Annotated in this window: 12 protein-coding genes and 1 pseudogene; 7 read left to right on the top strand and 6 right to left on the bottom strand. The window is 41.1% G+C overall.

The genetic code is table 11. From position 1 onward, the window contains the following. Positions 1–435: 435 nt before the first annotated feature. Both HWQ39_RS01440 and HWQ39_RS01445 read right to left on the bottom strand, forming a co-directional pair. On the bottom strand, positions 436–561 hold the full coding sequence (locus HWQ39_RS01440; RefSeq protein ID WP_292840523.1) for a hypothetical protein: 126 nt from the start codon (positions 559–561) through the stop codon (positions 436–438). A gap of 96 nt (positions 562–657) precedes the next feature. After that, entirely contained in the window at positions 658–1,503 is an 846-nt protein-coding gene (locus HWQ39_RS01445) for an ATP-binding protein (protein ID WP_292840525.1), read from the bottom strand. A gap of 191 nt (positions 1,504–1,694) precedes the next feature. Here HWQ39_RS01445 and HWQ39_RS01450 point away from each other — a divergent pair, with 191 nt between their 5' ends. Together HWQ39_RS01450 and HWQ39_RS01455 are read left to right on the top strand one after the other, a co-directional pair. After that, positions 1,695–2,237 carry a hypothetical protein gene (locus HWQ39_RS01450; protein WP_292840527.1) on the top strand — a complete coding sequence of 181 codons (543 nt, stop codon included), beginning with the start codon at positions 1,695–1,697 and terminating at the stop codon, positions 2,235–2,237. A 33-nt stretch (positions 2,238–2,270) separates the two neighbouring features. Continuing rightward, a pseudogene (locus HWQ39_RS01455) lies at positions 2,271–2,879 on the top strand (hypothetical protein). A 12-nt stretch (positions 2,880–2,891) separates the two neighbouring features. On the opposite strand, the gene HWQ39_RS01460 reads toward HWQ39_RS01455, so the two are convergent. Together HWQ39_RS01460 and HWQ39_RS01465 are read right to left on the bottom strand one after the other, a co-directional pair. Continuing rightward, entirely contained in the window at positions 2,892–3,917 is a 1,026-nt protein-coding gene (locus HWQ39_RS01460; protein ID WP_292840530.1) for an ABC transporter permease, read from the bottom strand. A gap of 255 nt (positions 3,918–4,172) precedes the next feature. Continuing rightward, the gene (locus HWQ39_RS01465; RefSeq protein WP_292840533.1) at positions 4,173–5,825 is read right to left on the bottom strand and encodes an ABC transporter substrate-binding protein; all 1,653 of its coding nucleotides are present in this window, start codon (positions 5,823–5,825) and stop codon (positions 4,173–4,175) included. A gap of 455 nt (positions 5,826–6,280) precedes the next feature. Between HWQ39_RS01465 and HWQ39_RS01470 the strand changes: the two genes are divergently transcribed. The 3 genes from HWQ39_RS01470 to HWQ39_RS01480 all read left to right on the top strand — a co-directional run bounded on the left by HWQ39_RS01470 (position 6,281) and on the right by HWQ39_RS01480 (position 8,848). Further along, a complete protein-coding gene (locus HWQ39_RS01470) occupies positions 6,281–6,607 on the top strand; it encodes a hypothetical protein (protein WP_292840536.1) in 327 nt (108 codons plus the stop codon). Positions 6,608–7,065: 458 nt separating this feature from the next. After that, positions 7,066–8,595, top strand: a complete 1,530-nt coding sequence (gene psbB / locus HWQ39_RS01475) for a photosystem II chlorophyll-binding protein CP47 (protein WP_292840539.1) — start codon at positions 7,066–7,068, stop codon at positions 8,593–8,595. 145 nt (positions 8,596–8,740) lie between these two features. Beyond that, positions 8,741–8,848, top strand: coding sequence for a photosystem II reaction center protein T (locus HWQ39_RS01480; protein ID WP_084227385.1), 108 nt, complete (start codon positions 8,741–8,743; stop codon positions 8,846–8,848). 175 nt (positions 8,849–9,023) lie between these two features. Here HWQ39_RS01480 and gndA read toward each other — a convergent pair whose 3' ends face one another. Continuing rightward, positions 9,024–10,454 (bottom strand): NADP-dependent phosphogluconate dehydrogenase, encoded by a 1,431-nt coding sequence (gene gndA / locus HWQ39_RS01485; protein ID WP_292840542.1) that lies wholly within the window; start codon positions 10,452–10,454, stop codon positions 9,024–9,026. A gap of 337 nt (positions 10,455–10,791) precedes the next feature. On the opposite strand from gndA, the gene HWQ39_RS01490 reads away from it, so the two are divergent. Beyond that, positions 10,792–11,520, top strand: a complete 729-nt coding sequence (locus HWQ39_RS01490) for a Ycf66 family protein (protein ID WP_292840545.1) — start codon at positions 10,792–10,794, stop codon at positions 11,518–11,520. Between the two features lie 317 nt (positions 11,521–11,837). Continuing rightward, on the top strand, positions 11,838–12,104 hold the full coding sequence (locus HWQ39_RS01495; protein ID WP_292840548.1) for a type II toxin-antitoxin system ParD family antitoxin: 267 nt from the start codon (positions 11,838–11,840) through the stop codon (positions 12,102–12,104). Between the two features lie 316 nt (positions 12,105–12,420). Here the strand turns inward: HWQ39_RS01495 and HWQ39_RS01500 are convergent, their stop codons facing one another. Next, positions 12,421–13,446: a diguanylate cyclase gene (locus tag HWQ39_RS01500; protein WP_292840551.1), complete on the bottom strand. Its 1,026-nt coding sequence runs from the start codon at positions 13,444–13,446 to the stop codon at positions 12,421–12,423. Positions 13,447–13,897: the final 451 nt, after the last annotated feature.

Genomic DNA, 13,897 nt, shown 5'->3' on the forward strand with positions numbered 1-13,897 from the left:
TGCCTTCATTAACATTATAATCTATGTTTACAACAAGTACACTCAAACTAAAGCCCAGTATTATATTTAAACCTATAAAATTTGCAAGCCAGTGTACTTTACCTCTTTCGTGATCGAAGTGAGACAAAAAGTAACCTATAATAAAAAATACGCTTATAATGGCACTGTGCAAATTCAATGGAAACTTTGTATTTTTCAGAAAAATATTGAAAAAATAATTACTAAATATTACTAATAGCCAACTTTGTATTATTAACTGAAATTGAATATAATTCTCATGTTTTTGGCTCCTGAAGGTATCAACGTACCACTGCAAAGCTTGGGGAAAGAAAAAGATCCAGTACAATAGCCGGATATAGTCCAACGGATTCCATAAAGATAAAGGTTGTCTAATATTGGGAGCTAAGTTTAACCGTGGAACAGAGTGGTTTTCGCTCATTGTAGATCCTCTAGATATTGGGCATAAGTTTGATGACAAAGTTGCATCAATCGCTGGGGATGACCACCGCTTTCTTGTACAAGTTGGTTTATTTCTTCCCTAGTAAAACTTACATTAGTCATATTCAGATGAGATGCAATAAAAGCACGGATAGTATTTTCGTCCCAAGGTTCAATGTTTTCTTCTTGACAAATACCTTCTAGCGGTGATGTATTACCTTAATTGTGACTATCGTTAAACAATTCATTCAATGGTACACGAGCAGCAAGAATCAGCCGAAAAAAAGGATCGCTCCCCTCTGCTAAACCGCGCAGTTGTTCAAACACATGGCGAGAAAACCCTTTTGAGGTGATATTGCCTACATTATCTGTAGCTAGAATAATTCTACAATTTCGTAAATTGCGGGCTAGCATATGGCCTTTACTGTTAGGAATACCAATTTCGTTACACAAAGCACTGTAGAAGTCAGCTTCATCATCAACCAAATTCAAGTCTAAAAATACTGCTTGACAAGGCGATTCAACGAAAGTTTTTACTTGTTGGCAAATTCTCCATAGCAGAGAGGATTTACCAAGACCCTTCTTGCCTATAAGAGCAACACTACTACCACTGTTAAACGCTTCAAATATCCGTCGCATTTCTCGTTCTCGTGCAAAGAACTGCTGCGGATTTACTCTGCCTTGTAGGGGAATGAAGGGATTGTAATTTTGTTCTGGAAGGGAGGTAGGCTCTGATTCATCTCGTTGAACTAAATTAGTTGGTTCTGCAATTGATTTTTGTGAAGATGAAACTTGTGCATAAAGCTGTTGATATTGATGTTCTATTGGGTTTTTAAAATTTCTCTTACTAACTTTTATTCCTATCTCTTCTGTAATCTTTTTGCATAAGTTTGCACCTGCCTCTCTCAAATGTTGTTCGCTGTAATCAACCTGACTAGCAATATCTTTGTAACTCTTATGCTGCCACATTCCTAAAAAGAGGCTGGTTTCCAAGTCATTTAAGACTTGCTTATTCTTTTGTACAAACATATTATTAATGAATTCCAATGCTTCTTTTGAGTTCATTCGGCTGACTTGAACTGGCAGAGTAAATTTTAAAATTAGCTATTAGTGTAATACTTTACCCTACAAAACTACATTTGCCTACTTTCCCTTACAACAATTTAATCACTCAAACTTCCTACTAGCGCCTACCTATAGAGTCTGTGTCTCAAGTGATGATGGTGTTACAGCACAAAAGTTGAGGAGTTTGAGAAATGACAAATTTTAGACAACAGCTTGCACTTGCTCTCATTGCTGCCACCGCCACCATAGCAGCTGCCGGAGTGCCTGCCATAATGGGGCTTGGGAACAAACCTTCTCCAGAGTCACCCTCTTTCACCACCACTTCTACAACGTGTGATAAAGTTACTATGGCTAAAGTATGCGTTGATAATCTTACAGTGCAGTTTAATAGCAACGAACCTCAGCAAGTAAAAAATAGCGATCGCATACCTTTAAAAGCCGGAGATATTCTAAAATTATCAAATCTAACCTATTGCATACCATCTAAAGCTCCGGTCAATCGAGTAGAAGTAAAAGTTTATCTGTTTCCGAATGGAGTTGAGAGTTATAAAAAGGGAATTTTTACTCCTAGTAACTTACCGATTCATGCTACTTGTCATAATATTGGTAATTTTCAACAAACTTGGAAGCTTGAACCAGGACAGCACCGAGTTAGCATACCCATTATCAAATATGTTGGCAGCAACAGAGTTGTTGACAGTAGTTTCTACTTTAACTTGGATGTTGGACGGTAATTTAAGTTTTCTATTTAAAAGCGAAAGAGAGTAATAGTTTTATGGCTTACAGCGAGTTTAGCTAAAGCAAAACAAGAGTTTAATTTAACCACATTAGAAAAACGCGATATTTTCGCCGAAGTTCCTGAATCAGCAGCGAGTAATTTACTTGTAGAAACACTCAATTATAACCTGGCGATCGCTTTAGGGAGTAATAGTTAAAAAGCTCGTTCTGAGTTAATTATTGCGCCAATTTTAGTTGATTTACGCCGACAATTACGAGAACAAGTTAGTTTATTTTCTGGAGTAGATTTTACTGTCGATAATAGCAAAGGATTAAACGGCACTTGCGATTTTATTATTACCAAATCTCCAGAAATTCTCATTTTGACAGCACCAGTAATTACAGTTGTAGAAGCTAAAAAAGAAAATATTAATGGGGGTTTGGGTCAGTGTGCAGCAGAAATGGTAGCAGCCCAAATTTTTAATGAGCAAGCTGCAAGTGAGATTAAAACAATTTACGGAGCAGTTACAACGGGTAGTATTTGGCAATTCCTGAAACTAGAAGAACAAACATTGAGCATTGATTTAAGCGAATATTATCTCAAAGATGTGAATAAAATTCTTGGGATTTTAGCCAGTAGTATTTCTCAAGAAATTTAACAAAATCTCAAATTAATACCGAATTCGCGGATCTACGTAAGCATTTAAAATATCAATTAAAATGCTGGCACTCACAACGATCGCACCAAAAAAGACTAGCACTCCCTGGACTGTGGGATAATCACGATCTGCGATCGCTTGATAAAGTCGATTAGCTAACCCAGGCCAAGAAAATGTTACCTCTGTCAAAATCGCTCCACCCAACAGAGATGCAAAAGTTAATCCCAAGACTGTGATTACTGGAATGAGCGCATTTTTTAAAGCGTGGGAGGCTAAAATCTTATTTTCACCAATACCTCTAGCTCTAGCGGCTTCTACATAATCTGCTTGCAAGGTTTGCTTTAAATTCACTCGCACAATTCGCTCAAAAATCCCACTGAGCAAAATTCCCAAAGTGAGACTCGGTAGAGCAAGATGGTGCAAAGATGCCAAAAACTGAGTGAAGTTTCCACCGAGTAGGCTATCAATTGTATACAATCCAGTGATAGTAGCGGGAGCCGGCAGATTGGGCGGAAAGCGGTTGGAATTAGGAAACCAACCCAATTGCACTGAGAAAATCAACTGTAAAAGCATTCCCGCCCAAAACATGGGAAGTGCGTAGGTGATGATCCCAAATAAGCGCCCGCCGACATCAAAATATGTCCCAGGACGAGAAGCCGAAAGAGTCCCAACCGCAATTCCGACGATGAGTGCAACCGCCATACTACATACTGCTAACTCCACCGTCGCCGGGAAATATTGCCCAATTATGTCCCAAACATTTTGTCCGCGACTCATTAAAGAGGTTCCCAAGTCAAAGCGCAGTATGCTTCCCAAATAATTTAGGTACTGTAGCCACAGGGGAAGGTTTAAACCAAGTTGTTTTCGCAATTCTTCTTTAGCAGCTTCCGGCGCACGTCCACCAAGAATTGCATCTGCTGGATCTCCTGGTGTTGCTCTTAGTAAAAGAAATACAATGGTGATAATAGTTAATAATTGAAGTGGCGCGAGAAGCAACCGAGAAACAATGTAATATTGTAAAGCTTTAGAACGAGACATAAGCAATTAAAAGTTTAAAATTAAAAATGCAGTTTTTGTGAATATCTTAGCTATTAACTAGATATATATTGATTGAACATGAAATATTTTATTGCATAGTCATTGATCAACAGTTACAGCGCTTCCGGCTATTATGCAATACAGTTTTTCTCCTCGCCCTCTCCTATGAAAGCTTTTAGATTTGAGAATGTACCTCATAGCTGCCGTAAGTGCTGTATTACCAATGATCAATGACTAATGACCAATGACTAATGACTATTTTTTAAGTGTCTGGTAAACCAGAATTTGAGTAGGATTAAGTTGTACGCTACTAACACCCTTTTGGGCAAATACATAGTCTTTGCTTTGCCATAAAGGAACGTAAGGTACATCAGTAGTTACTTGCGTTTGAATTTCTGTAAAAATTTTCTGACGTGCTTCGGTGTTTTGTTCTTTGCGTTGCTGATCAATCAGTTTACTGATGGCTTCGTTATAGTAGAACGAACCCTGAGTTTGACTACCTCCATCTTCGCATCCTTTAGCAACTGAACCTTTGTCACAAGACAAAAATGGCTGGACGTAATTATCTGGATCTAAAAAGTCTGGATACCAATCAAGTAAAGCTGCTGGATACAAACCTTTAGCAATATCTTTGAAGAAGGCTGGCCCTTCGGCGGGGGTGACTTCAAATTGTAGTATTCCATCCATTTTGACATCCACAAGGGATTTAAGTGTCTGCGCTGCCAAACTCCGAGTAGGTGAACTAGAAGGATACCAAACTTGTACTTTTGCGGGATTTTCTTTGGAGAAGCCAGCAGTAGTTAATAATTTTTTAGCTTGATCGAAGTTAGCATCGCCATATTTATCTTTGAATAATGGCACAGAAACTTTAAACGTCGTGGGAATCATGCTATAAAGCGGATCTGCTTGACCAAGTAATACTCGTTCATTTAAAAGTGGACGGTCAATGATGGACGCGATCGCTTGTCTTACCTCTAATTTATCTAAAGGCTTTTGATTCCGGTTTAATACCAGATAACTTACTACACTACCTTCAGCTGCGATCGCTTGCCAATCCCCTTTTTTCCCACCTTCTTCCAAACTGCGATTTTGATCTGGTTGTAGCGACAGATAAGCTACATCTACTGCGCCTGTACGGAAAGCATTAAATAAATTAACCGGACTGGTTTGGATTTGGAGGTTAACACCTTTGTTAGCTGGTTTTTCTCCCCAATATTTATCAAACACATCAAATCGGATGGAATCAGTACCATACTGCGCTAATTTGTAAGGCCCGGTTCCTACAAAAATATTCGGCTTGAATTTACCAGCACCGAGTTCGTAAGCTTTTGGTGAAACTGCACACACCCCAGGAAACGCCAGCAGTGAGGGAAACGCTGCAAAGGGCTTTTTCAGCTTAATTGTCAGCTCATACTCGCTTGTCGGTTTGATTGAATCTACTATATCAGCTAGTAAGAATGAGGGTTTTCCTTTATTTTGAATAAAGCGGTTGATGGTAAAGGCCATTGCTTGAGCGTTAAAGGGAGTCCCATCATGAAAAACGACTCCCTGACGTAAGGCGATGGTATAAGTTAAGCCGTCTTTACTGACTTTGGGTAATGCTGTAGCTAGTTGGGGTTTAATTTCGGTGCTTCCTGGTTCGTAGTTGTAGAGGCGATCGCTCATATTAAACACCAAACCTAAAGATGCTAACTCATAAGCATCAGCCGGATCAAGGGTTCTGGGCTTGGCTGTTGTACCGATAGTAATACGACCATCACCTGTAGGGGTATTTACAGAACCAGATGGTGGCGTAGAAGGCTTGGGACGAGGAGCGCAACTAACAACTAAAAATAAACATAGACAAAACAAAGATAGGAATTGTGTAATCCGACCCCACCGTTTCACGGACAAGGAAAACCAGGACATAGCAATAATATATTTGATATCAGCGGTCAGTAATTGTACTACATTTGTGACTATTGTGCTAAATCTTCATAAATATAGAAGATAGTGATTATATTGGTTCTTTTTGGATGCAGTCCATAGGGCGCTCATGTTGCCCACCCCACAATATTGGATAATTTAATTTCTTGGAGTTTCCTAAAGTGGGTTTCTTGCGGACTGAAAAATTTTTATTTAATTAAGATTTTCAACATAGGCTGAATTTGTCGTAGATTCATAGTTACGCTTTGACCTTAGCCTAAGTAGTGTATGTAAAGACTTTGCCTGTTACTGCTTGGGCACAGACACCGATATGATAAAGCGTTTTATCGTCAAGATTAGCTGTATTGTCAAAAAGAAGAGTGTTTGAACATCAGCGACTAAAGCGATCGCGATATTGTTAACAGCAGATTGAAAGTCGAAATAGTGAGACTAAGACCGTGAAGTATTTCTTTCTATCTGAAGGATGGGCAGTTGCTAGAGTTTGGGCATCTGATGGACTCTGGCAAATAACTGCATGGCGACGCCAACCAGATATTCAGCGAATGAATATTTGTTTAGTCGAAGAAAATGAATTGCTCTGGCTTTATCGAGTTGAAGAAGCCGTTTTAACCGTGGAAGTGAAGCCAACAACACCAGTAATTGGCACTCAGACCATCGGTCAAGTAGTACTCAAGCGTCTGATGAGCGCCGAACAGGTAATCGAACGCCTGGGTACAGCTGAGGCGAAGTGTCAACTGCAAAATATCCAGTTAGTGGTTCAGTAAATCGTGGGGAGTAGGGAGTAGGGAATAGACTAATGCGTAACATAACAACATAATTATTGTTGTCTCCTCCTCTTGTTCCCCGCAGTCCCCACTCCCCACGTAAAGAAAAGATAAGCAAATTTAATCCCCAACGGGTATTGGTAGCGAAAAAACTTGGAGATGCTACGCGATCGCATCAATTTACACGCTTGCAAACAATTCCATCAATAGTTACACTTTTTAAAACATTCTCATTTTTGCTTGGCGATGGCTACCCTACATAGGTAAACCTCCCGAAGCGAGTAAGCATTGCCAAAGTACCCACGGTGTATGACTTCTTAAGACTAAGCTGTGGTAGTACTCTGGCTCTGGCAATAACAAAAAACAAGAGAGAGTTTTATGAGTGGCGTTTTTCGTCTCTCATAACCTCAGTAAGAAAATTGCTTTGTAAACTAACTCATCGAGGAGGAGCGTAGTCGATGGGACTACCCTGGTACCGAGTACATACAGTCGTTCTGAATGATCCAGGGCGACTAATTTCTGTACACTTAATGCACACAGCCTTAGTAGCAGGCTGGGCTGGTTCGATGGCACTCTACGAACTAGCTGTTTTTGACCCTAGCGATGCAGTTCTCAATCCGATGTGGCGTCAAGGGATGTTCGTCTTGCCGTTCATGTCACGTTTGGGCGTTACTCAATCTTGGGGTGGTTGGAACGTTACTGGTGGCCCATCCAGCGATCCTGGTTTCTGGTCATTTGAAGGCGTTGCTGCTGCTCACATTGTTCTTTCCGGTCTGCTGTTCCTAGCCGCCGTATGGCACTGGGTTTACTGGGATTTGGAACTCTTTAGAGATCCCCGCACTGGTGAACCCGCCTTAGACTTGCCAAAGATGTTTGGCATTCACCTGTTCTTATCTGGTCTACTTTGTTTTGGATTTGGTGCTTTTCATGTCACTGGACTATTTGGGCCAGGGATATGGGTTTCTGACGCTTATGGTATAACTGGCGCCGCACAGGCAGTAGCACCAGAGTGGGGGCCAGATGGCTTTAACCCCTATAACCCTGGTGGCATTGCGGCTCACCACATTGCTGCTGGTGTTGTTGGTATTATTGCAGGCTTATTCCACCTCACAGTTAGACCCCCCGAACGGCTCTACAAAGCCCTACGGATGGGGAACATTGAAACAGTACTTTCTAGCAGTATTGCAGCAGTCTTCTTTGCTGCTTTCGTTGTTGCTGGTACTATGTGGTATGGTAACGCCGCCACTCCCATCGAATTGTTTGGCCCTACCCGCTATCAATGGGATCAACGCTACTTCAGTCAAGAAATTCAGCGCCGCGTCCAAACTAGCGTTGCTGAAGGTGTAACCCTTGAGCAAGCTTGGTCGCAGATTCCTGAAAAATTGGCTTTCTACGATTACGTCGGTAATAGCCCCGCTAAAGGTGGTCTATTCCGTACAGGGCCAATGGTGAAGGGTGATGGCATTGCCCAATCTTGGCAAGGTCACGCCGTATTCAAAGATTCTGAAGGACGGGAATTGAACGTGCGTCGTCTCCCCAACTTCTTTGAAACCTTCCCAGTAATTTTGACCGATGCAGATGGAATTGTCCGCGCTGACATTCCCTTCCGTCGGGCAGAATCTAAGTATAGCTTCGAGCAATCTGGTGTCACCGTTAGTTTCTACGGTGGTGATCTCAATGGCAAGACCTTTACAGAACCAGCTGATGTGAAGAAGTATGCCCGTAAGGCTCAAGGCGGTGAAATCTTTGAATTTGACCGAGAAACCTTGAACTCTGATGGTGTATTCCGCACCAGTCCTAGAGGTTGGTTTACCTTTGGACACGCCGTATTTGCTCTGCTGTTCTTCTTTGGTCATCTCTGGCATGGTTCTCGGACAATCTACCGAGACGTATTTGCCGGTGTTGATGCGGATCTAGAAGAGCAAGTTGAGTGGGGTCTGTTCCAGAAAGTGGGTGACAAGTCAACCCGCCGGAAGGAAGCCCTTTAAGGGACTGGGGACTTGGGACTGGGGAAGAAGCAAGGGAGAAGAGTTCTTCCCCTCTGCTCCCCGCCCCCTGCCCCTCTGCCTCTTTTCACCCAATACCCAATCCCTAATCCCTCATTAACTAGCTGGATAAAGAGGAAATCGTAATATGGAAAGCGTTGCGTACATCTTGATTTTTACTCTCTGTATAGGTACTCTCTTTTTTGCGATCGCATTTCGCGAACCCCCTCGCTTTGAGAAACCAAAAGATAAGTAGATCCTATTCCCAGAGCAAGCAGATTTAACGTTAATATCCGTTGCTACCATACTTAGTAGCAACGGATATTATATTTTATGAAAAAAGTGACTCTGAATTTCAGAGTCACCTGTAATATTTATTCTGAAACAGTCTAAATTTTTCCAATCAATTGAGAATTTAGACGTGTGAAAGTTTACTTCTGGGCTTCAGCAATAGGCACCCATTCAGTATGGAAACTTCCGGGCTTATCGAGACGCAGGTAAGTATGTGCGCCGAAGTAGTCGCGTTGTGCTTGAGTCAAGTTTTGAGGCAAGCGATCGCGGCGATAGCTGTCAAAATAATCTAAGGAGGCGCTAAATGCGGGTACTGGAATTCCCACTGTTGCAGCGGTTGCAATCACTTCCCGCCAAGCTGTCTGTCTGTCAAGAATTGTCTGCTTAAATTCGGGAGCTAACAGCAAGTTAGGCAAAGCTGGATTTTCGCTAAAAGCCTTCTTAATCTTATTCAAGAAGCGAGCGCGAATAATACAACCACCTTTCCAAATCCGTGCCATTTCGCCCAGATTCAAATTCCAGTTATATGTTTTGGAAGCTGTGGATAGCAACGCCATCCCTTGAGCATAAGAACAGATTTTTGAGCAATAGAGAGCATCGCGTACTTTATTGATAAAGTCCTTAGTTTGCCCGTCATACTTGACAGTGGGGCCTGTGAGGACTTTCGATGCTGCTACCCGCTCTTCTTTAATCGAAGATATAATCCGGGCATTAACTGCTGCTGTAATTGTCGGAATAGAGACTCCCAATTCCAATGCAGTTTGCACAGTCCAGCGTCCAGTTCCCTTTTGACCTGCTGCGTCAACAATCAAATCCACCAAGGGTTTATTTGTGTCTGGGTCAATATATGGGAAGATATTCTTCGTAATCTCGATCAAAAATGAATCGAGTTCATCGGTGGTGTTCCATTCAGCAAACACATCATGTAGCTGACTGGGGTTTAATCCAGCGACATTTTTCAGCAAGTCGTAGGCTTCAGCAATTAGCTGCATATCGCCATACTCAATACCGTTGTGTACCATTTTGACATAATGGCCAGAACCACCGGGGCCAATGTAGGTTACACAAGGGCCATCATCGACTTGGGCAGCAATTTTGTTGAAAATTGGTGATAGAAACTCGTAAGAGCTTGTTGTACCTCCAGGCATCAGAGATGGGCCATTTAACGCCCCTTCTTCACCGCCACTGACACCCATACCAAGATACCGAAGCCCAGTAGGTTCTAATTCCTGAGTGCGGCGTTCCGTATCTTCAAACCAAGAGTTGCCACCGTCGATAATGATATCGCCTTCTTCTAACAAGGGTTTGAGTTGAGCAATCACCGCATCCACTGGCTTACCAGCTTGCACCATTACTAGAATTTTGCGGGGACGTTCCAATAAGGCAACAAATTCTTCTAGAGTAAAGGCGGCTTTGACGTTCCGTCCTGTAGCACGCTGCGCCATAAACGCATCCGTTTTTTCGCGGGAGCGGTTGTAAACTGCAATTGGGAAGCCATTGCGCTCCACGTTGAGAGCGATGTTCTCACCCATAACGGCTAATCCAATCACACCAAAGCTTTGTAGTGTCATAAAAAATTTCTGGCTAACTCTTGCAGATCCTTTACCTATAAGGGTAGTCCGATATTTTCCGTTCTCCCCTAAAGAAGACCTTAAGACTTGATATAAATGACAAAAATCCACAACTAACATGGATAATTAATTTTAAATTGTATCTAAATCAACAATTGACTAGCAAAATTTGCAAAATTGTTAGTTGAGGGACTGGGGACTGGGGACTGGGGACTGGGCACTAGGAAGGAATTTAATTCACTAAATTAGTTTTTCTTCCTAATACCTAATACCCAGTACCCGATCCCCAGTACCCGATCCCCAGTCCCCAATCTCTAGTCAAAGGAGTAACCAAATAATGCTGGCATTTGTCCTAGCTTTGGTGGTCGGTCTTGGTAGTTTAGCCATTTACATAGCAGCTTTCTTTTTTCCAGAAATCCATCGCAAGAATGACTTTATTTGGAGTGGCGTAGGATTATTTTACGCTTTAGTCTTATGGGTGTTTGCACCACGCATTACTGGAGGCTTGTTGCTGGGTCATGTGGCTAGTGTGGCTCTTTTGGTCTGGTTTGGCTGGCAAACTCTATCATTACGTCGGCAATTGACCCCGCAGGCACAGCAAACCCAAGTACCCAGTGCTGAGACGGTAAAAACTGGCATTCAAGAACAGGTAAATAAATTGTCCCTTCAGGAACGGATAGGCCAGTTGCAAAAAGGTCTTGGTAGTACCTTCAGTGGCGCAAAAGACAAAGTGCAACAGACTGTGAGTAAAAAAACACCCACAACCCCCAAACCTGAAGATATTATCTCTGTACTGTCAGAGAAACCTGCTATTGAGATTATTGACAAAACTATTGTCATACCAGAACCACCAGCAGAGAAGATAGTTACTACTGACACCGAAGCAAAAACTGAGATTGTACCGGAAGCGATTCCCCCACATCCCCCATCTCCTGAATTGGTGGAAGCAGCGCAACCAGATTTTGAAATTGAGGATAAGCAACCGATTTCTGTAGAAGACATTGCGCCGGATGCGGTACTCGCTCCCCCAGCGGAAACGGCACCGGAAGCAATACCGCCTAATTAAAGTAGTTGAATGCTGTGAAACCCACCATTAACCTAATATAATGTTGGGTTTCACTTAACTTAACCGCGTCTACCTTGAAAACCATAGTTTTTTGGAATTAGGTAAAGCTCATAACTCAAGGCATGAACGAATAATGCACTCTCCTTAAGAACTCCAGGTTTCAAAATGGAGGAGGTTTTGCTTTAATGTTCGTGTGAGATAATTCTTTAAGCAGCGGTACAAGTTCAGTAAGAAGCATAAGTTAAGGCTTTAATAAATTTAGATAAATTTTAGAGCATAGTTTAGGGAAGGCTCTTAACTAACTAGAGATAAAAATTATGAACATCCAACTTCAAGCTGAATACGAGCAATTTATACAAACTCGAATTGCTACAGGTAGATATGAAAATGCTGAATATGTGATTGTTAAAGCATTGAAACTACTGGAAGAATGGGAGAAGGGTTATCAGGAATGGGAAGAAGAAACCCAAAAAAAAATAGCTGTTGGGCTTGCTTCTATTGAAAATGGAGACATAGTAAATGGTGAAGTGGTGATGGCGCGACTGTCAGAGAAATTACGCAAAGCGCGTGACACTGAAGAATAATGGAATATTTTATTGCCAAAGAAGCAAGTCAAGATTTAGATGAAATTTTAGATTATTTTATAGTTAGCAAGAACTAGTTCTACCTCAACGGATTGGAGCAATCCATTACCCTAATTATCAGTATTCCCAAACTGAGAGCATTGTCTAACTAACATCAGGATATTTATATAGAATTAAATGTATGAATAAATACTTTGATTCAGGCGATCGCACTTTCAAAAGTACGATTACTATCCAACAAGATTCCCAGCGTCTTTAGAGAAGTTAGGAATCTGAGCTTTTGATAACTCAATATCTGATTAGACTCTCCTCACTTTTACGAAGAAAGAGCTTTCAAATGTGAGCCATGATGAGATAGGTAGTTGGAGTCAATAACTCGATTACGCCCAGAATTTTTAGCCTGTAATAGACATTGATCGGCACGATACAGTAAACTCTCTCCTTGCTCATCATCCTCAGATCGCAGAGAGGCTGTGCCTAAACTAATGGTAATATTAATTGTCAGTTTATTGTTGAGTGCAAATGGTTCGTCGCTGACTATGCGATTGAGACGGCGGGCTACTAATAGTGCTTCATCATCGCTAGTATTAGCCAGAAGAATTACAAATTCTTCGCCACCATAGCGGAATGCTGTATCTTGAGAGCGCAGATTGTGGCGCAAGCGCTGGCATAATATTTGCAAAATGCGATCGCCTACTAAATGCCCATGAGTATCGTTAACTTTCTTAAAATGATCTACATCCAGAATAATCAAACTCAGGGAAGTTTTTTGAGTCCTGGCTCTTTGAATTTGTCTGGGTAAGTCCCATTCTAAAGCACGACGATTATTTAATTCTGTCAATGAATCTGCTAAGGCGATCGCAGATAGCATATCATTTGTGCGAATCAAATCTCGATATTTTTGGGCTTTCCGTAAGCCAACTGTCAATTGAGCAAGTATTAGGCCATGATTGGCTGTCAACTCTGCCATGCTATGGTCTGTTTTATCTTCAATGAGATGCCAAATATAAGCATCGGCTCCTTGCTTTAGTGCCGCTGCACTCATCTCTAATTCCCGATGCCAACCTTTATTTCTATCAATAAGCTGCTGAGAACGATCCTCGAAGAGAATACAGTATATCCACGAAAGTTTTGTCTGATCTTTCAACCAATTACACAATTCCATACTGTCATCTAGGCTAGCCTGCACGAGTATGATATCGGGAGGTGTCATTTTAATTCGTGACACTGCCTGATTCAAATTTTCCATAACTTCTACATTAAAAGCAGTCGCATAACGCATCTGATCTGGAAGTGTGGCGATAAAATTATTTTTTCCAAAAACCAGAATAGAAATATTCATTGGTTTGTTTTTTATCCTATTTAAATTTTCAATAGATTAACTTGAGTAACTCGCTGTTCTTGTTCCTGAGCTTGTTGCCTAATACTAAATATAATGTTTCAGGCTTAGTTATATTTTTTGATATATGATTTTTTGAACGCCGATTTTACGGTGATTTTCCAAGCTGAAGCTCCTTTTAATGCTGTGTTTTTACTATTACGGTTTCTGAAATATCCTCTTCTGACAACTAATGTCTTCTTTACAGTTTGTTTTTAAAACAGTAAAAATACTGAATATTATTTGGAGGCATAAAACCTATTTATGTAGTTTCTCAAGTGCTATTTTATTGAGAAAAACACGAAAATAAATAGTTCATAATAACCGTTAGATCGGGTAGTTAAATTTCTTCTTAGGTAGAAAAATAAAGAAATTATAAAATCTTTTTATCGAAGTATCAAAGCCAGAACTTTTT

Source organism: Nostoc sp. NMS8, assembly GCF_017115045.1.
GTDB lineage: Bacteria > Cyanobacteriota > Cyanobacteriia > Cyanobacteriales > Nostocaceae > Nostoc.

What these genes read in the sequence shown, in the direction of transcription:
- HWQ39_RS01440 (WP_292840523.1), bottom strand. Translation starts at nt 561, where the DNA reads ATGACTAATGTAAGTTTTACTAGGGAAGAAATAAACCAACTTGTACAA.
- HWQ39_RS01445 (WP_292840525.1), bottom strand. Translation starts at nt 1,503, where the DNA reads ATGAACTCAAAAGAAGCATTGGAATTCATTAATAATATGTTTGTACAA.
- HWQ39_RS01450 (WP_292840527.1), top strand. Translation starts at nt 1,695, where the DNA reads ATGACAAATTTTAGACAACAGCTTGCACTTGCTCTCATTGCTGCCACC.
- HWQ39_RS01460 (WP_292840530.1), bottom strand. Translation starts at nt 3,917, where the DNA reads ATGTCTCGTTCTAAAGCTTTACAATATTACATTGTTTCTCGGTTGCTT.
- HWQ39_RS01465 (WP_292840533.1), bottom strand. Translation starts at nt 5,825, where the DNA reads ATGTCCTGGTTTTCCTTGTCCGTGAAACGGTGGGGTCGGATTACACAA.
- psbB (WP_292840539.1), top strand. Translation starts at nt 7,066, where the DNA reads ATGGGACTACCCTGGTACCGAGTACATACAGTCGTTCTGAATGATCCA.
- HWQ39_RS01480 (WP_084227385.1), top strand. Translation starts at nt 8,741, where the DNA reads ATGGAAAGCGTTGCGTACATCTTGATTTTTACTCTCTGTATAGGTACT.
- gndA (WP_292840542.1), bottom strand. Translation starts at nt 10,454, where the DNA reads ATGACACTACAAAGCTTTGGTGTGATTGGATTAGCCGTTATGGGTGAG.
- HWQ39_RS01490 (WP_292840545.1), top strand. Translation starts at nt 10,792, where the DNA reads ATGCTGGCATTTGTCCTAGCTTTGGTGGTCGGTCTTGGTAGTTTAGCC.
- HWQ39_RS01495 (WP_292840548.1), top strand. Translation starts at nt 11,838, where the DNA reads ATGAACATCCAACTTCAAGCTGAATACGAGCAATTTATACAAACTCGA.
- HWQ39_RS01500 (WP_292840551.1), bottom strand. Translation starts at nt 13,446, where the DNA reads ATGAATATTTCTATTCTGGTTTTTGGAAAAAATAATTTTATCGCCACA.